A 17,863-nucleotide genomic window follows, 5' to 3' on the forward strand; every position below is an offset into this window, starting at 1 on the left:
GTGGATCGAGGCTCAGGCCTCGCTCATCACCGTCACTTCCTTCTGACCGCGGGCGGCGAGGGCCGCCGCGCGGGCTGCAAGACGGCGCGCCTGCTCGGCCTGACCGGCGTCCAGCGTCTCCTGGTCGACCGGGAAGCTCTCGACGCGGTTCACGCCGTTGTACTTCTCGATGTACGCGTCGAGCTCCGGACCGCTCGTCCACGACGTGATGAGGCAGTAGCGCGGCGAGTCGCCGTAGTGCGTGGCGGCGTGCCACAGGCGCTGCGTATCGATGATGAGCTGCGCGCCGGCCGGGAGGGCGATGCGCGTCTCCTCGCTCGGATCGGTGCGGTTCTCACGCAGGACGAAGAAGCTGTCCTTGTCGTCGGTGAGGTTGAAGAAGCTGCGGACCACCCAGCCCGTGCCGTCGGGGTTGAGGCGGTTGTTGTCGTCCTGGTGCAGGTTGTACAGGCAGTCGGCGTACGTGTTCGGCTGGAGCTCGATGATGCGGCAGCGGCCGACGTTCGCGCCGGGCTCGAGGGCGCGCTCGGTGAGCGTCGGCGCGATCGCGGTCTGCGAGTCGATCCACACGCCGTCCTTGTCGGTGCGCGGCGGCTTGTGGTTCCAGAAGCCGTTGCACTCGATCTCGCCCTTGGCCGAGGCCAGCGGCGCGAAGCGCGTGTCACCCGAGGACTTCCAGTCGACGTACTCGACGTCGAGCCACTCCTTGGGGTCGATCTGCTTGTTGTAGCGGTCGAGGACGACGTATCCCGTCTCCTCCAGAGCAGCGCTCTTGATGTAACCCATGACGAATCATGCCCTTTCCGCGGACCAGCGAAGTTTTTACAGGTCCGACTTAGGCAAGCCTACAGAGGCGATCTGAGCGGCCGATTAGACTCGTCGGGGGTTCCGAGGAGCGATACGGAGAACATGAGCACTGCCACGAATGTCGATGCGACCGCCGTCAACACGATCGGCTGGCTCTCGGCATCCGACACCACCATCGTCGTGCCCGTGTACCAGCGCCAGTACCGGTGGGACATCGGCGGGTGCGAGCAGCTGCTGGGCGACATCCGCGCCGTCGCCGACACCGACGACGCGCACACCCACTTCATCGGCTCCATCCTGTCGACGGCCTCGACCGCCGATGCCGACGACGCCCATCTCGTGCTCATCGACGGTCAGCAGCGCATCACGACCCTGATGCTGCTGGTCGCCGCCCTGCACCACACCCTGGCCGCCTCCGACCCGGAGCTCGCGGCGGAGCTCGCCCGCGTGCTCGTGCGCGCCGACGACCCGGCACGCACGAAGCTCCGGCCGCACCGCGCCTGGGCGGACGTGTTCGAGAGCGTGGTGCTCGACCGGCGGTCGGCGGGTGACGAGAACCGCGAGTCGCGGTTCGACGACAACTACGCGTTCTTCCGCAGTCAGATCCGCCCCGACGAGGCCGCGCACATCTGGCGGGGTCTGCAGAAGCTCGAGCACGTCTCGATCACCCTCGGCGGCGAGGCGAACGCACAGCAGATCTTCGAGAGCCTGAACTCCACGGGAGAGCCGCTGCGCGACCACGAGCTCATCCACAACTACGTGCTCATGGGCCTCTCGCACGCCGAGCAGACCGAGATCGAGAACGAGTACTGGCTGCCGATCGAGCAGAACACCGGCGAGCAGATCGGCTCGTTCTGGCGGCACTACCTCGTGATGCTGACCGGTCGGGAGGTGACCGTCGTCGGGGAGCGGGGCGTCTACGACGCCTTCCGGCACGAGTTCCCCCGGCTCGGGATCGAGACGCTGCGCGCGCACGCCGCGCAGTGGCGCGAGCTGTCGGAGATCTACCGCACGCTACTGGACCCGGCGCGCACGCCCGACCCCGAGATCGGCCGGCAGATCGCCTACCTCAACACCTTCGGCCGCGGCATGTATCCCCTCGTCATGCGCCTGTACCGCGATCACCTGCACGGGGCGCTGGGCGTCGACGAGCTCATCGCCTCCCTCGAGCACCTGCAGTCCCTCCTCCTGCGCCGCAAGGTGGTGGGCCTGCCCAACGACCGCCTCGTCGCACGCCTGTGCCGCGCTGCCGACGAGGGGCGTGACGCGCTCGTCCTGGCCATCGCCCGCATCACCCCGTCGGACGAGCGCGCGCGAGTGGGCCTGAAGTACGGCGACCTCCCCCACGCGTCCTACGTGCTCGGGCGCCTCGCGGGGGTGGATGCGCACGACGGCCTCGATCTCGAGCACGTCGTGCCGCTCGCTCCCGGCGACGACTGGAGCGGCGACGGAGTCCGCCGCTGGGCGGAGTACTCCGACGACGAGCAGAACGCCCACCGCGCGCTCGCACAGACGCTCGGCAACCTCACGCTGCTGGAGGCCGAACTGGCGGACCGCGCCTTCGACGCCCCGTTCCCCGCGAAGCGGCCGATCTACGCCGAGAGCGCCATCGTCCCCACCCGGGAGCTGGCCGACGCCCAGGCCTGGGGAACGGCGGACATCGCCGCACGCACCGAGCGGCTCACGGCACGGTTCGTCGAGGTGTGGGAGCGCCCCGCCGTCGTGGGCATCGACGACGACAACCTCACCCCCATCCTGGACGCCAAGAAGCGGCGCGGCTGGCCGAGAGGATGGCAGCGCGAGTTCGACTACGTCGAGTTCCGGGGCGAGCACTGGGAGGTCAAGGACGTCCGCTACCTCTTCAACCGCGTGTTCAAGCGCCTGTGGGCCGACTCGCGCCAGAGCGTGATCGACTTCAGCGCACGCCGCGGCGGGCCGCTGTATCCCGCGATGGCGTGGAACGGGCAGTGGGACGAGATCGCCGAGGGCCAGTACCTCTACATGGGCTGGGACTCGAAGTACATGATGACCGCCGTGCAGGGCGTGCTCGACGAAGCCGGCTGGGCATCCGAGGTGTTCCTCAAGTACTCCTACATCGGCGACGCGATGTCCTGACGCTCGCGCCGCGAAACGCCGGGTCCCCGAGGGGCACCGACCGCAATGCAAAACCCCCGCCTGAGCGGGGGTTTTCCTTGCTGGGGTACCTGGACTCGAACCAAGAACAACTGAACCAGAATCAGCCGTGTTGCCAATTACACCATACCCCAAGGGCTTTACGACCGGAGTCGCACCGAGGATCGAGTCTACCTGACGCGGAGGGCCTCTCCAAACCAGCCGGGCTCCGGGCGTGGCGCGCCTGCCCGCGCCGCGGACTCAGGCGAGTCGCTCGCGCGGGGCGTCCAGGCGGCGGAGGGATTCGGCACGACCGAGGAGCTCCATCGACTCGAACAGCGGCGGCGACACCCGCCGGCCGCTGACCGCGACACGGAGCGGACCGTAGGCGACGCGCGGCTTCAATCCCAGGCCGTCGATCAGGGCGGCCGACAGCGCGTCCTGCACGGAGGCCGCCGTGAACGACTCCTCCGGCAGCGCCTCGAGTGCGGCGACCGAGGCCGTGAGCACCTCGCCGGCGTTCGCGGGGAGGCTCTTGAGCGCATCCTCGTCGTACACGACCTCATCGCGGAAGAGGAAGCCGAGGAGTCCCGGGGCCTCCCCCAGCAGCTGCATGCGCTCCTGCACGAGCGGCGCGGCGGCATCCAGGATCTGCTGCTGCTGCGCCGTCGGCGGCTCGGAAACCAGCCCGGCGGCGGCGAGGTACGGCACCAGACGGGCGGCGAAGTCGCCGGGCTCGAGCATCCGGATGTGGTCGCCGTTGATCGACTCGGCCTTCTTCTGGTCGAAGCGGGCCGGGTTCGGGTTGACGTCGGCGATGTCGAAGGCGGCGATGAACTCGTCGAGCGAGAACACGTCGCGGTCGGCCGCGATCGACCAGCCGAGAAGGGCGAGGTAGTTCAGCAGTCCCTCGTGGATGAAGCCCTTCTCGCGCTGCAGGAAGAGATCGGCCTGCGGGTCGCGCTTGGAGAGCTTCTTGTTGCCGGTCTCGCCGAGCACGAGCGGCATGTGACCGAAGCGCGGCACGAAGGGCGTGACACCGGCGTCGATGAGCGCCGCGTAGAGGGCGAGCTGGCGCGCGGTGGACGGCATCAGGTCCTCGCCGCGGATGACGTGCGTGATGCCCATGAGGGCGTCGTCGACCGGGTTGGTGAAGGTGTACAGCGCCTGACCGCCCGCGCGCACGACCACGAAGTCGGGGAACGAGCCGGCGGGGAAGGTCACTTCGCCGCGGATCAGGTCGACATAGGTGAGGTCGTGGTCCGGAACGCGCAGACGCCAGGCAGGCTCGCGTCCCTCCGCGCGGAACGCCGCCTTCTCCTCGTCGGTCAGGTGCCGGTCGTGGTTGTCGTAGCCGAGCTGCGTGGCGCGACCGTTCGCCGTGTTGCGGGCGTCGATCTCCTCGGCGGTCGAGTAGGACTCGTAGACCGCTCCGCTGTCGATCAGGCGCTGCAGCACGTCCGCGTAGATGTCCGAGCGCTGCGACTGCCGGTACGGCCCGTGCGGTCCGCCCTTCTCCACACCCTCGTCCCAGTCGATCTTCAGCCAGGTGAGCGCATCGACCAGCTGGCGATAGCTCTCCTCGCTGTCCCGCGCGGCGTCGGTGTCCTCCACGCGGAAGATCAGCTTGCCGCCCGTGTGGCGGGCGTACGCCCAATTGTAGAGCGCCGTGCGGACCATGCCGACGTGCGGCAGACCCGTCGGCGACGGGCAGAACCGGACGCGGACGTCGGTTCCGGAGGCGGTGGTGGTGCGGGGATCGATCGCGGCAGACATCCTGCCCAGTCTAGTTCGCGGCGGCCGTCTCCTTCGTGGCGGCGGCCGTCGACTTCGTGGCGGCGGCCGTCTCCTTCGTGGCGGCGGCCGTCGACTCGGCGACGGCGCGCTCGAGCATCGCGAGCACAGCGGCCACGGCAGGGATCCGCTCGGCGCCGCGCGCGGTCACCAGGTGGATGGCCCGCTCCTCCCCGCGCGGCAGGCGGCGGGTGACCACCCCCGGCAGCACGGGGAACGATGCGACGCCCAGCGACGGGAGCATCGCCACCCCGATCCCCTGGGCGACCAGGCCCTCCACCGCCACGACGTTGTCGGTCTCGAAACCGATGCGCGGGGTGAACCCGGCGCGCTCGCAGAGCTCCAGGAGGTGGCCGCGGCACCGCGGACATCCCGCGATCCAGTTCTCGTCGGCCAGAGCGGCCGCATCGACGACCGCTCCCCCGGCGGCGGGGTGACCGGCGGGGAGCACGACGAGCAGATCGTCCCGTCCCACCCGGCGGACGGCGAGACCGCGGGCGCTCTCGCGATGGGGGTCGGCGCGGTCGCCGGGGTAGGCGAAGGTGAGCGCGATGTCCGCGCGGTCCTCGCGGACGGCGGCGACCGCCTCGGGCGGCTCGGCCTCGACATAGGTGACCGTGATCCCGGGCTCGGCCTCCGCGATCCGCGCGAGCACCCGGGGCAGGATCGTCGGCGTGGCGGACGGGAACCCGACCAGCCGCACAGTCGCGGCGCGCAGCCCGCGCAGCGCGGCGAGCTCCCCCGCGGCCGCATCGAGCGCGGTCGTCACCGCCGGCGCGTGGCGGGCGAGGACGCGGCCCGCCTGCGTCAGGCGCACGCGCCTGCCGACCCGCTCGACGATCGGGAGCCCGAGGCGGGCCTCGAGGCGGCGCACCTGCTGGCTGATGGCGGGCTGGCTATATCCGAGGAGCTTCGCTGCGCCTGTCAGCGACCCCGCGTCGGCCACCGCCTTGGCGATGCGCACTGCGTGGATGTCGAAGTCGGCTGCATCGTCGGTCACCCAGATACATAACCATTCATCATGTGAATGATGCAACACCTGCCGTAGACGAATGAGTGCTCGCCCGCGAAAGTGGATGCCATGCCCGCCACCCTGCTCGGCACCACCCCTTCCGCCTCGGCCGCCCTTCGCGCCGAGTTCACCGACGGCGCGGGCTATCTGGCTGCGTGCACCGCGGGACTGCCCATGGTCTCGACCCGGGCGGCGATCGCCGCCGACCTCGTCCGGTGGCCCGACCTCGGGAGGTACACGCGCGCCGCCGAGGCGAGCCGGTCCTACGCGGCGCGGCTGCTCGGAGTGGCGGCGGAACGCGTCGCGATCGGATCGCAGACCTCGGTCATGGCCGGCCTGCTCGCCGCGTCGCTCCCCGACGGGGCCGAGGTGCTCTGCGCGGCCGACGAGTTCTCCTCGATCGTGCTGCCGTTCGTGCACGCCGGCCGAGGGATCACCGTGCGCACCGCCCCGCTGTCCGACCTGGCGGACGCCGTCGGGCCGAAGACGGATCTGGTCGTCTTCTCGCTCGTGCAGTCCGCCTGCGGGACCGTCGCCGACGGAGCGGCGATCGCCGCCGCGGCCCGGGCGCACGGTGCGCGCACGCTCTGCGACGTCACGCAGGCCGCGGGATGGATGCCGGTGGCCGGCGAGCTCTTCGACGCCGTCGTCTGCCACGCCTACAAGTGGCTCTGCGCCCCGCGCGGCGTGGCGTTCCTCGCGATCTCGGCGGAGTACGCACAGACCGTCCGGCCGATCCACGCGGGCTGGTATGCAGGCCATGACCCGTGGGCATCGTGCTACGGCGGAAACGCTGTGCTCGCGGAGGACGCGCGGCGCTTCGACGTGTCCCCCGCGTGGCAGGCGTTCCTCGGTGCGGAGCCCGCACTCCGGGCCTTCGCCGACGCGCACATGCCGGCGATCGCGTCGCACACGACGGCCCTCGCCGCCGCCTTCCGTGAGCGCTGCGACCGTCCCGCCGCGCCGTCGGCCCGCCCGAGCGCGATCGTGAGCTGGCCGGACGCCGACGGAGACGATCTCGCGCGACTGACGGCCGCCGGGATCGCGGCCTCGGGCCGAAACGGCCGTGCCCGCCTCGCCTTCCACATCTTCAACGACGAGGACGACGTCGATCGCGCGGCCCGCGCTCTCGGCCGCTGACGGCCGGTCAGCGCCGGGCGAACGGCGACAGCACCGTCACCGCGACGACGATCGCGAGCGCCGTCAGCGCCAGGCCGCCGTAGCCGATCCAGCTCAGCACCACGCCGGCGAGCACCGCGCCCGCAGCGGCGCTGAGCGTCATGATCGTGTCGCTGAGCCCCTGGCGGCGAGGTCGGCGCGCCGTCTCGGTGCTCTCGGTGAGCAGGGCCGCGCCGGCGACCGTCGCCGCGCTCCAGCCGAGGCCGAGGAGGAGCAGCGCCACGAGCACGGCCCACTGATCCTCCGGCGACACGGCCGCGACGACGAGCGCGGCGGCGAGGAGCGCCTGACCGAGCAGGATCACCCGGATGCGCCCGGTCCGGTCGGCGAGGAAGCCGAACACCGGAGAGAGGCCGTACATGCCGAAGACGTGGAGCGCGATGGTGACCCCGACGACGAGCGTCACCTCTCCGGGGGCGAGATGGGCGAGGTGCACCGGGGTCATGGCCATGACGGAGGCCATCACCACGTGCGAGCCCGTCACCGCGAAAACGGCGTACCGGGCGACGCGCGGGCGGTCGACGTCGATCAGGGTCCCCGCCGCCGCTCCGCCGCCCCGCGCCACCCGCTGCGCCGTGAGGAGCGGGTCGGGCCGGAGCGCGACGACGTAGAGCACGAACGCGCACAGCTGCGCCACGATCGAGAACGCGTACGCACCCGTCAGCGGAGGCATCCCGATCGCCTGCCCGACCGCCTCTCCGGGGGTCAGGAGCAACGGGCCGACCACGCCTCCGACCGTGGTCGCCCACACGACCGTGCCGAGGTCGCGCGCCCGCCGCGTGGTCGGGGCGAGGTCGGTCGCGGCGAAGCGCGACTGCAGGTTGCCCGCGTTGCCGGCGCCGATGAGGATCACGCCGAGCAGCAGCAGCGGGAACACGCGCGCCGCGGCGGCGGCGATGACCACCGCGATTCCGACGAGCGCGAACAGGTTCCCGAGGGTGAGGGCGCGACGGCGGCCGGTGCGTGCCGCCAGACGCGCGAGCGGGATCGCGCACAGCGCGGCGCCGAGCGTCACCGAGGCGGTCGCGAGTCCCGACAGCGAGGCCTGCCCCGAGATGTCCGCGGCCAGGAGCGCACCGAGGGACACCGTGGCGCCGAAGGCGATGCCGCCGAGCACCTGTCCGGCCGCGAGCACGCGGACCGTCCGGCGCTGGATGGCGGCGACGTCGTCGGGCGAGAGCGCGACGAGCTCGTCGGTCCGCGCCTCAGGCATCGCGCGCAGTGTTGCGCAGCACGCCGATGCCCGTGATCTCGACCTCGACGGTGTCGCCGGCGACGAACGGCCCGATGCCGGCGGGTGTGCCGGTGAGGATCACGTCGCCCGGAAGGAGCGTGAAGGCCGCCGACGCGTAGGCGACGATGTCGGCGACGGAGTGGACCATGTCGCTGATCGGGCCGTCCTGACGCACCTCGCCGTTGACGCGCGAGACGATCCTCGCCCCGCCGTCGAGGTCGAACTCGGTCTCGATGACCGGGCCGAGCGGGCAGAACGTGTCGAAGCCCTTCGCCCGCGACCACTGCCCGTCGGAGCGCTGCAGGTCGCGCGCGGTGACGTCGTTGGCCACCGTGTAGCCGAAGACGTACTCGTCGGCCTTCTCCGCGGAAACGTCCTTCGCGACCCGGCCGATGACGACGGCGAGCTCTCCCTCGAAGTCGGTGCGCTCGGACTGGCGGGGACGCACGATGACATCGCCCGGCCCGATCACGGACGTGTTGGGCTTGAGGAACAGCAGCGGCTCGGCCGGTGCCTCGCCCCCCATCTCCGCGGCGTGGTCGCGATAGTTCTTGCCTACGCAGACGACCTTGGAGCGAGGGATCACGGGGGCAAGCAGCACGGCGTCGGCGAGCGGCACCCGCTCTCCCGTCGTGTCGAACCCGGCGAACAGCGGATCACCGGCGAGCACCACGAGGTCCGCGCCGTCGACGATCCCGAAGCGGATGACCTCGTCGTGACGGAAGCGCGCGACCTTCATCGGGCGGACTCGGCGTCGTCGAGGCGGAGGAGCCAGCCGTGCGTGTCCTCTGCCCGGCCGTACTGGATGTCGGTGAGGTGCTGACGCAGCTCCAGCGCGAGCGAGCCCACGGGCTGCGTGTCCTCGAAGCCCTGGGCCTTCAGCGTCCCGATCGGGGCGACGACGGCGGCGGTGCCGCACGCGAAGACCTCGACGATGTCGCCGGAGGCGACGCCGTCGCGCCACTCCTGCAGCGACACGCTCCGCTGCTCCACGGTGTGCCCGCGGTCACGCGCCAGCTGCAGGAGCGAGTCGCGGGTGATCCCCTCGAGGATCGAGTCCGACTGCGGGGTGACGATGGTGCCGTCCTTGTAGACGAACACGATGTTCATGCCGCCGAGCTCCTCGACGTTGCCGTCCTGATCGAGGAAGACCACCTGGTCGCAGCCCTGCTCGTACGCCTGGGCCTGCGGCAGGAGGCTGGCCGCGTAGTTGCCGCCGGTCTTGGCGGCTCCCGTACCGCCCTTGCCGGCGCGCGAGTAGTCCTCGCTCAGCCAGATCGACACCGGCTTGGCGCCGCCCTTGAAGTACGCGGCGACGGGGCTGGCGATGAGGTAGTAGGCGACCTTGGCGGCCGGTCGCACGCCGAGGAAGGCCTCCTTGGCGAACATGAACGGACGCAGGTAGAGGCTCTGGTCCGCGCCGGAGGGCACCCAGTCGCCGTCGACGGCGATGAGCTCGCGGATCGACTGGATGAAGTACTCGACCGGAAGCTCCGGAAGGGCCAGCCGGCGCGCGCTGCGCTGGAGTCGGGCGCCGTTCTGGTCGGGCCGGAAGGTGTGGATCGAGCCGTCGGCGTGACGATAGGCCTTGATGCCCTCGAAGATCTCCTGGCCGTAGTGGAGCACGGCGGCAGCCGGGTCGAGCGAGATCGGGCCGTACGGCTGCACGCGCGGCCGGTGCCAGCCGCCTCGCGCCGACCAGCAGATGTCGACCATGTGGTCGGTGAAGGTCGTGCCGAAGACCGGATCGCGCAGGAGCTCCTCGCGCTCGGCGGCCGACTTGGCGGCGAGGTTGCGGGTGACGGCGAACGCCAGCGGGGCGGTCGTGGTCTCGGGGTCGATGAGGGTCATGATCTGTCCTGTTCCATGCGCGGCGTCGACGGATGCGGAGCGCGACTCCAGGTTACGCCTGGAGTCGTGCGACGATCGCGTCGCCGATCTGCGCGGTCGTGCGGGCGGTGGCGCCCCGCGCGGCGATGTCCTCCTCGACCGCGCGGGTGACGCGCCGGGCCTGGTCGCCGAGCCCGAGGTGATCGAGCAGCAGCGCCGTGGAGAGGATGGCCGCCGTGGGGTCGGCCTTCTGCTGGCCTGCGATGTCCGGCGCCGAGCCGTGCACGGGCTCGAACATCGAGGGGAACGCGCCGTCGGGGTTGATGTTCCCCGATGCGGCGAGACCGATGCCTCCGGTGACGGCGCCGGCCAAGTCGGTGAGGATGTCGCCGAAGAGGTTGTCGGTGACGATCACGTCGAAGCGGCCCGGGTTCGTGACCAGGAAGATCGTCGCCGCGTCGACGTGCAGATAGTCTACGGCGACGTCGGGGTGCTCCGATGCCACGGCATCGACGATCCGCTTCCACATCCCGCCCGCATGGACGAGGACGTTGGTCTTGTGCACGAGGGTGAGCCTGCCGCGGCGGCGCTGCGCCTGGGAGAAGGCGAACCGGACGACGCGCTCGATGCCGTAGGCGGTGTTGACGCTCGTCTCGTTGGCGACCTCGTGAGGGGTGCCGGTGCGGATCGAGCCGCCGTTGCCGACGTACGGGCCCTCGGTGCCCTCTCGCACCACCACGAAGTCGATGTCGCCCGGGGCGCTCAGCGGCCCGGGGACACCCGGGTACAGCTTCGACGGCCGCAGGTTGACGTAGTGGTCCAGCGCGAAGCGGAGCTTCAGCAGGAGACCGCGCTCGATGTTCGCGTGCGCGAGACGCGGGTCGCCCGGCACCCCGCCGACCGCGCCGAGCAGGATCGCATCGTGACCCGCGATGGCCGCCAGGTCTTCGTCGGTCAGCGTGTCGCCGGTCTCGAGGTAGCGAGCGGCGCCGAGCGAGAACCGCGTCTTCTCGAAGGCGATCCCCGCCGTGGCCGTGACGGCATCGAGCACCTTCTCCGCCTCGGCGATGACCTCGGGGCCGATCCCGTCGCCCGGGATCACGGCCAGGCGGTAGGTCCGATCGGTGGTCGCGCGCGACATTGCTCTCCTCGTGCTGGGCGATCCCGCCGGGAGGCGCTCAGTGCAGGGCCGGCGCGGTGCGGGTGCCTCCCAGCGTAGTGGCCGCGATCACCGCCGCCACGCCGACGAGCACGGCCCCGATCACGGCGGTGATGCCGACGCCCGCGTCGAAGGCGTGCGCCGCGGCGAGACGCAGCGCCTCGCCGGTGGCCGGATCGAGCGTCGCCGAGGCGGCCACGGCGCCCGCGAGGGTCTCGCGGGCCGCGTCGGCCGCCGCCGCGTCCACGCCGGCGGGGATCACGATGCCCGCACGGTAGGCGGCCGTCAGGATCCCGCCGAGGACAGCGGTGCCGAGCACGGCGCCGAGCTCATAGGCCGTCTCGGACACCGCGCTGGCGGCGCCCGCCTTGGCGGGCGGTGCGCTCGCGAGGATGAGGTCGTTGGAGACGGTCTCCGCCGCACCGATGCCGACGCCGAGGAGGGTGAAGGCGCCGACGAGCATCCCCAGCGCGCCGTCGCCCACGGCGATCGGCACCAGCAGGTAGGCGGTGACGGAGAATCCCAGCGCCACCGGCACCACGATCCGCGGCGCGGCACGGCGGGCGACCGGCACGACGAGCAGCCCGGCCACGATCATCGCCAGCATCCCGGGCACGAGCGCGAAGCCCGCCTGCATCGGCGTGAGTCCCACGATCAGCTGCAGGTGCTGGGCGACGAAGTAGAGGAAGCCCACGAGTGCGATCACGCTGAGGAGGTTCACCAGCAGCGCACCGCTGAAGGCCCCCCGCGCGAAGAGGCGCATGTCGAGCATCGGCGCCGGTGCGGCGAGCTGACGCCGGACGAACAGCACGCCGAACGCCGCTCCGAGCGCGGTGAGCCCCACCGGCAGCCAGCCCGGCCCGTGCACCGCGAGCTCCTTGATCGCGTAGACGACCGGGACCATCGTCAGCATCGAGTAGGCGATGCTCAGCGGATCGATGCGGCCCGGGTCGGGGTCGCGGCTCTCGGGGACGAGGATCGGCGCGAGGATCAGCAGCGGCACGAGCACGGGCACCGACATCAGGAAGACCGAGCCCCAGGCGAAGTGCTCGAGCAGGATCCCGCCGACGATCGGCCCGAGGGCGGCGCCGGCGGAGAACATCGACGCCCAGACGGCGATCGCGAGGCGCCGCTGGTCGCGGTGGGTGAAGATGCTGCGCAGCAGCGAGAGCGTCGACGGCATGAGCATCGCGCCGAACACGCCCATCCCCGCCCGGGCGGCGATCAGCAGCGCGGCCGACGGCGCGAACGCGGCGAGGACCGAGACCGCCGCGAAGCCGACCGCCCCGATGAGAAGCATCCGTCGCCGGCCGAACCGGTCGCCGAGCGTGCCCATGGTGACCAGCAGCCCGGCGAGCACGAGGGGGTACGCGTCGATGATCCACAGCTGCTGGGTGCTCGTGGGGGCCAGGTCGAGGGCGATGTCGGGCAGGGCGAAGCTCAGCACGGTGTTGTCGACCGAGACGAGCAGCACGGGGAGCATGAGGACGACCAGGGCCGCCCAGCCGCGCCAGCCGACCCGTCGTCCCGCCGCGTCGGCCAGGGTGATCTCTTCTGTCAGCGTCATTTTCTATACCGTCCAGCCGGTATAGTATCAGGTCACGTCCTGTCGCGTCGATACGATCGGAACCATGAGCCGCCCGCCCCGCGCCCGAGAGAGCGTCCTCGACGCCTTCGAGGCGCTCCTCATCGCCGAGGGCGAGCGCGCGGCCACGATGGATGCCACCGCGCGCGCCGCCGGAGTTTCCAAGGGCGGTCTCCTCTATCACTACGCCTCGAAGGAGGCACTGGAGTCCGCGCTGCTGGAGCGCATGGAGGCGCTCGTCCGCGACGACGTCGAGGAGATGCGGGCCGATCCCGCGGGCCTCGTCGCGGCGTTCGTGCGGACGTCGGTGATGAACGACTCCCCCGTCGACCGCGCGCTCATCGCCGGGTCGAAGCTGGCGCAGGGCGGCAGCGTCGACGCCGCCCACGCGCTCCGGCGCGTCCGCCAGCAGTGGGAGGACGCGCTGCGGCCGCACACCCGCGACGAGACCGCGCTCCAGCTTGTGCTGCTCGTCAGCGACGGCCTCTACTTCAACAACAGCCTCGACCAGGGCGCGGTCCCCGGCCCGGTTCCCCAGGGCGCCGACATGGACGCCCTCATCGCACTCGTCGAACGCGCGACACGCGCCTGAAGGGCGCGCCGGCGGGGCTCCGGCGGTGACGAGCGCGGGTCAGGACTCGGTGATCTCGATCTGCCGGAAGAGGTCGGCGTGGATCGCCGAGCGCACCTCGTCGAGGAGCTCGTCGGCCACGGGCGAGTCGACCGTGAGCACCGAGAGCGCCTGGCCGCCCGCCTGCGTGCGCGCGATCTGCATCCCCGCGATGTTGATGCCCGCCTCGCCGAACTTCTGGCCGTACACGGCCACGATGCCCGGGCGATCGGTGTAGAGCATCACGATGTGATGCTTCTCGATCGGCAGCTCGAGCGCGTAGCCGTTGATGCCGACGAGCTTCTCGGTCTGCTTCGTGCCCGTCAGCGTGCCCGAAACCGACAGCTGCGACCCGTCGGAGAGCGCACCGCGCAGCGTGATGACGTTGCGGTACTCCTCGGACTGGTCGTCGACGAGCAGGCGCGCCTCGATGCCGCGCTGCTCGGCGAGCAGCGGCGCGTTGACGTACGAGACCGTCTCGCTGACGACGTTCGTGAAGACGCCCTTGAGCGCGGCGAGCTTGAGCACCTTCACGTCGTACTGGCTGAGTTCGCCGTGCACCTCGACGTCGAGGCTGGTGAGGGGCGAGTGCGCGAGCGCGGAGAAGATCTGGCCGAGCTTCTCGACGAGCGGGATGCCCGGGCGCACGTAGGGGTCGATGATGCCGCCGGCGACGTTCACCGCGTCGGGCACGAGCTCTCCGCCCAGGGCGAGTCGCACCGACTTGGCGACCGAGACGCCGGCCTTCTCCTGCGCCTCATCGGTCGAGGCGCCCAGGTGCGGGGTGACGAGCACGTTCGGGAGTTCCAGCAGCGGGAAGGCCGGCCCGTCTTGCGCCGGCGGCTCCGAGCTGAAGACGTCGAGGCCGGCGCCGGCGATCTCACCGGTCGTCAGGGCGGCGTGCAGCGCGACCTCGTCGATGAGGCCGCCGCGGGCGACGTTGACCACGTACGCCGACGGCTTCATGCGACGGAACTGGTCGGTGGAGATCATCCCGGTGGTCTCGGGTGTCTTGGGCATGTGGATCGTGACGAAGTCGCTCTGCTCGAGGAGCTCGTCGAGGGTGAGCAGCTGCACGCCGAGCTGCTGGGCGCGTGCGCTTGTGACATAGGGGTCGTACGCGACGACGTTCATGCCGAAGGCCTGGAGGCGGGCGGCGATCAGCGCGCCGATCCGGCCGAGGCCGATGATGCCGAGCGTCTTCTCGAACAGCTCGACGCCGGTGTAGGCGCTGCGCTTCCACTGTCCGGCCGACAGCGACGCGTGCGCCGCGGGGATGCGGCGGGCAAGGCCGAGGATGTGCGCGACGGTGAGCTCGGCCGCCGAGATGATGTTCGACGTCGGGGCGTTCACCACCATGACACCGGCGGTGGTCGCGGCCTTGATGTCGACGTTGTCGAGGCCGACGCCCGCGCGGGCGATGACCTTCAGCACCGGAGCGGCCGCGATGGCTTCGGCGTCCATCTTCGTCGCCGAGCGGATGAGCACCGCGTGCGCGTCGGCCAGCGCCGGAAGGAGCGCTGCGCGGTCTGCACCGTCGACGTGGCGGATCTCGAAGTCCGGGCCGAGGGCGTCGATCGTGGCGGGTGAGAGTTCTTCGGCGATGAGCACGACGGGCTTGGACACGCTGGGCAACCTTCAGGGGCGTCGCGGGAGCGAGGAGCGGTGATGGAATGCCTCGCCGCACACCGTCGGGGCGTGGCCTGACCAGCCTAGCGCTCGCGGCGGGGGGCCACCGACCGCATGACGTCAGCTTCCGAGGAGCGTTCCCCCGCTGGACAGCGCATAGGCCACCACGTTGAGCCAGAAGACGGCCACGAGCGCGATCCCGGCGAGCAGCAGCAGGGCGAACTCCCCCACTCGGCGCCGCATCCCCAGCGCCAGCGCACCGGCGAAGACGAGGATCGGGAACACGGCGGCGAACAACAGGAGCCCCCACCCCAGCCCGTTGAGGCCGAGCGGTCCCGACGCCTGCTGGACCAGGAAGGAGACCGCGTTCCACACCGCGTAGGCGTAGAACAGGCCGAAGGCCCCCGCGACGGTGGCGACGAGCCACGTCGGCATCGCTCGGGAGGCAGAAGCGGAGGAGGCGCTCATTGTCCGACCACTCCGATCATGATGAACGGCCAGGGCACGAGGAGCACCGCGCCGGCGGCGAGCCACGCGAACCGGTGCCACGTCGGACGACCCCGCGTGAGCAGGAGGGTCGTCGAGAACCAGAGGAACGGAGCGAGCACGGCGAGCCAGAAGGCGGGCACGTAGGCGACGGGGCTCACCAGCAGGGCCGGGGCGATGACCTGGAGGCGCAGGCCGCCGATGATCCAGCCGATCGTGTAGAGCAGGTACACCCCGCCCAGGATGCCGAGGGCGACCAGCGCGACGTTCCCGATCTGCGCCGCGTCGACCTGGGCGTCGTCGGCGGCGGCCTCTTCGGGTCGGACGACCTCGCCGCTCCCCCGGCCCACGGCGGTGTAGCCGTCGGGGAGCACCGGGGCGGCGGGGTCGGGTGCGACGCGCTCCGGCGCGCGCCGGGCGGTTCCCACGTCGAGCGTCGGGTCCTCGTCGCCCTCCCAGGAGAGGGCATCGTCGTCGCGGCTCACGCCTTCAGCGTACCGGGCGTGTCCGCGGCCGCGACGGCTGCCGCAGCGGCACGCACCGCGGCGCCGACCACCGCGAGATCGGTGATGTCGTGACCGTCGGCTCCGCCTCCGGGCCCGGACGGCGCACCTGCCCCGCCCACCGCGCGCGCCGACAGGTGCACCGCGTCGACGCCGCACGCGACGAGAGCGCCGATGTCGGCGGGGCGCACGCCGCCACCGGCCATGATCTCGATCCCGTCCGACGCGGCGACCAGTGAGGCGAGCGCCGCCACGCCGTCGACCGAGCGCGCGGCACCGCCGGAGGTGAGCACGCGGTCCACGCCGGCCCCGCGGAGGTCGCTCAGCACGGCCAGCGGATCATCTGCCGCATCGATCGCCCGATGGAAGACGAGCGCGGCCTCGCCGGCCGCCTCGCGCCAGCGTGCCAGCGCGGACACATCGGCGCGCCCTCCCGGCGTGAGCGCCCCGACGACCACGCCGCCCGCCCCGCGGGAGACGCACGCGCGGATGTCGGCGGCGACCAGCCCGATCTCCTCGTCCGAGTACACGAAGCCGCCGCCGCGCGGTCGCACGAGGACGTTCACCGCCGCGGGGTCCACCGCCTCCAGCACCGCCTCGAGGAGTCCGAGCGACGGGGTGAGACCCCCGACGGCCAGCGCCTGGCAGAGCTCGAGCCGGGTGGCACCGGACGCCAGGGCGCCGCGCGCCCCGGCCACGTCCTGAACGGCGATCTCGACGGCGACGGAGCGGCTCATGCTCCCACGATAGTGAAGGCGAAGAGCCCGACCCCTCGTAGGGGCCGGGCTCTCCTGGCTTGCGTGAAGCCGGCTCAGCGGGTGCGCCGAGTGCCTGATGCGCGCCGTCGTCGCGACGCGCCGTCCGTCAGCGGGCGGCCGAGCCCTCGACGTAGTCGGCGTCCTGCTGCTTCCACGCGAACAGCGCGCGCAGCTCCTTGCCGACCGCCTCGATCGGGTGCGCGGCGCCCTTGGCGCGGAGCTCCTGGAACTCGGGCGCCCCGGCGTCCTGGTCGGAGATGAAGCGCTCCGCGAAGGCCCCCGACTGGATGTCGGCCAGCACGCCCTGCATGTTCTCCTTGACGTGGGGATCGATCACGCGGGGACCCGACACGTAGTCGCCGTACTCGGCGGTGTCGGACACCGACCAGCGCTGCTTGGCGATGCCGCCCTCCCACATGAGGTCGACGATGAGCTTGAGCTCGTGCAGCACCTCGAAGTAGGCGATCTGCGGCTGGTAGCCCGCCTCGGTGAGGGTCTCGAAGCCGTACTGGACCAGCTGCGAGACGCCGCCGCACAGCACCGCCTGCTCGCCGAACAGATCGGTCTCGGTCTCCTCCGTGAAGGTGGTCTTGATGACGCCCGCGCGGGTGCCGCCGATCGCCTTCGCGTACGAGAGGGCCGTCTGCCAGGCCGTGCCCGACGCGTCCTTCTCGACGGCGATGATGTCGGGGATGCCGCGGCCGGCGACGAACTCGCGGCGCACGGTGTGGCCGGGAGCCTTGGGCGCGACGAGGATCACGTCGACGCCGTCGGGGGTCTCGATGTAGCCGAAGCGGACGTTGAAGCCGTGCGCGAAGGCGAGGGTCTTGCCGGCGGTGAGGTTCGGCGCGATGCTCTCGCTGAAGATCCCCCGCTGGTGCTGATCGGGCGCGAGGATCATGATGAGGTCGGCCCACTGGGTCGCGTCGGCGACGGACTTGACCTCGAAGCCCTCCTCCTGCGCCTTCGGCGCGGACTTCGAGCCCTCCTTCAGGGCGATGGCGACCTCGACACCGGAGTCGCGGAGGTTCAGCGCGTGCGCGTGGCCCTGCGACCCGTAGCCGACGATGGCCACCTTCTTGCCCTGGATGATCGAGAGGTCGGCGTCCGAGTCGTAGAAGATCTCAGCCATGGATTCTTTCTCCTTGATAGGTCGGTCGTTGCG

Annotated in this window: 16 protein-coding genes and 1 tRNA gene; 3 read left to right on the forward strand and 14 right to left on the reverse strand. The window is 71.4% G+C overall.

The annotated features are described in order from the left end of the window. Window positions 1-12: 12 nt before the first annotated feature. Entirely contained in the window at window positions 13-786 is a 774-nt protein-coding gene (locus tag QQZ13_RS01930; protein ID WP_284527438.1) for a hypothetical protein, read from the reverse strand. A 123-nt stretch (window positions 787-909) separates the two neighbouring features. Between QQZ13_RS01930 and QQZ13_RS01935 the strand changes: the two genes are divergently transcribed. Next, on the forward strand, window positions 910-2,922 hold the full coding sequence (locus tag QQZ13_RS01935; protein ID WP_284527439.1) for a DUF262 domain-containing protein: 2,013 nt from the start codon (window positions 910-912) through the stop codon (window positions 2,920-2,922). Between the two features lie 80 nt (window positions 2,923-3,002). Here QQZ13_RS01935 and QQZ13_RS01940 read toward each other — a convergent pair. From QQZ13_RS01940 to QQZ13_RS01950, 3 genes are all read right to left on the reverse strand, one after another. After that, window positions 3,003-3,074: transfer RNA gene (locus QQZ13_RS01940), tRNA-Gln, on the reverse strand. A gap of 106 nt (window positions 3,075-3,180) precedes the next feature. Beyond that, the gene (gene gltX / locus QQZ13_RS01945) at window positions 3,181-4,695 is read right to left on the reverse strand and encodes a glutamate--tRNA ligase (protein WP_284527440.1); all 1,515 of its coding nucleotides are present in this window, start codon (window positions 4,693-4,695) and stop codon (window positions 3,181-3,183) included. 10 nt (window positions 4,696-4,705) lie between these two features. Continuing rightward, a complete protein-coding gene (locus tag QQZ13_RS01950; RefSeq protein WP_284527441.1) occupies window positions 4,706-5,713 on the reverse strand; it encodes a LysR family transcriptional regulator in 1,008 nt (335 codons plus the stop codon). Window positions 5,714-5,794: 81 nt separating this feature from the next. On the opposite strand from QQZ13_RS01950, the gene QQZ13_RS01955 reads away from it, so the two are divergent. After that, window positions 5,795-6,865: an aminotransferase class V-fold PLP-dependent enzyme gene (locus tag QQZ13_RS01955; RefSeq protein ID WP_284527442.1), complete on the forward strand. Its 1,071-nt coding sequence runs from the start codon at window positions 5,795-5,797 to the stop codon at window positions 6,863-6,865. Window positions 6,866-6,872: 7 nt separating this feature from the next. On the opposite strand, the gene QQZ13_RS01960 is transcribed toward QQZ13_RS01955, so the two are convergent. From QQZ13_RS01960 to QQZ13_RS01980, 5 genes are read right to left on the reverse strand one after another with little or no spacing between them, the layout of a single operon-like run. After that, on the reverse strand, window positions 6,873-8,117 hold the full coding sequence (locus QQZ13_RS01960) for an MFS transporter (protein ID WP_284527443.1): 1,245 nt from the start codon (window positions 8,115-8,117) through the stop codon (window positions 6,873-6,875). Further along, window positions 8,110-8,877 carry a fumarylacetoacetate hydrolase family protein gene (locus QQZ13_RS01965; protein ID WP_284527444.1) on the reverse strand — a complete coding sequence of 256 codons (768 nt, stop codon included), beginning with the start codon at window positions 8,875-8,877 and terminating at the stop codon, window positions 8,110-8,112. Before QQZ13_RS01965 ends, QQZ13_RS01960 begins: the two co-directional genes overlap by 8 nt. Next, the gene (locus QQZ13_RS01970) at window positions 8,874-9,989 is read right to left on the reverse strand and encodes a branched-chain amino acid aminotransferase (protein ID WP_284527445.1); all 1,116 of its coding nucleotides are present in this window, start codon (window positions 9,987-9,989) and stop codon (window positions 8,874-8,876) included. Before QQZ13_RS01970 ends, QQZ13_RS01965 begins: the two co-directional genes overlap by 4 nt. Before the next feature lie 52 nt (window positions 9,990-10,041). Further along, the gene (locus tag QQZ13_RS01975) at window positions 10,042-11,109 is read right to left on the reverse strand and encodes a 3-isopropylmalate dehydrogenase (protein ID WP_284527446.1); all 1,068 of its coding nucleotides are present in this window, start codon (window positions 11,107-11,109) and stop codon (window positions 10,042-10,044) included. Between the two features lie 37 nt (window positions 11,110-11,146). After that, the gene (locus tag QQZ13_RS01980) at window positions 11,147-12,694 is read right to left on the reverse strand and encodes an MFS transporter (RefSeq protein WP_284527447.1); all 1,548 of its coding nucleotides are present in this window, start codon (window positions 12,692-12,694) and stop codon (window positions 11,147-11,149) included. A 64-nt stretch (window positions 12,695-12,758) separates the two neighbouring features. On the opposite strand from QQZ13_RS01980, the gene QQZ13_RS01985 reads away from it, so the two are divergent. Beyond that, on the forward strand, window positions 12,759-13,304 hold the full coding sequence (locus QQZ13_RS01985) for a TetR/AcrR family transcriptional regulator (RefSeq protein ID WP_284527448.1): 546 nt from the start codon (window positions 12,759-12,761) through the stop codon (window positions 13,302-13,304). Between the two features lie 39 nt (window positions 13,305-13,343). On the opposite strand, the gene serA is transcribed toward QQZ13_RS01985, so the two are convergent. The 5 genes from serA to ilvC form a co-directional block, all read right to left on the reverse strand. Continuing rightward, window positions 13,344-14,948: a phosphoglycerate dehydrogenase gene (gene serA / locus QQZ13_RS01990; RefSeq protein WP_284527449.1), complete on the reverse strand. Its 1,605-nt coding sequence runs from the start codon at window positions 14,946-14,948 to the stop codon at window positions 13,344-13,346. A 123-nt stretch (window positions 14,949-15,071) separates the two neighbouring features. Then, on the reverse strand, window positions 15,072-15,386 hold the full coding sequence (locus tag QQZ13_RS01995; protein ID WP_284527450.1) for a bacitracin resistance protein: 315 nt from the start codon (window positions 15,384-15,386) through the stop codon (window positions 15,072-15,074). Window positions 15,387-15,415: 29 nt separating this feature from the next. Continuing rightward, on the reverse strand, window positions 15,416-15,922 hold the full coding sequence (locus QQZ13_RS02000; RefSeq protein ID WP_284527451.1) for a DNA polymerase III subunit gamma/tau: 507 nt from the start codon (window positions 15,920-15,922) through the stop codon (window positions 15,416-15,418). Next, window positions 15,919-16,677, reverse strand: a complete 759-nt coding sequence (locus tag QQZ13_RS02005) for a copper homeostasis protein CutC (RefSeq protein ID WP_284527452.1) — start codon at window positions 16,675-16,677, stop codon at window positions 15,919-15,921. The genes QQZ13_RS02000 and QQZ13_RS02005 overlap by 4 nt, the downstream gene beginning before the upstream one ends. 127 nt (window positions 16,678-16,804) lie before the next feature. Further along, complete coding sequence (gene ilvC, locus QQZ13_RS02010; protein WP_284527453.1) at window positions 16,805-17,830, reverse strand: ketol-acid reductoisomerase; 1,026 nt, start codon at window positions 17,828-17,830, stop codon at window positions 16,805-16,807. Window positions 17,831-17,863 lie beyond the last annotated feature (33 nt).

It is taken from the genome of Microbacterium sp. T2.11-28 (assembly GCF_950097975.1).
Lineage (GTDB): Bacteria > Actinomycetota > Actinomycetes > Actinomycetales > Microbacteriaceae > Microbacterium.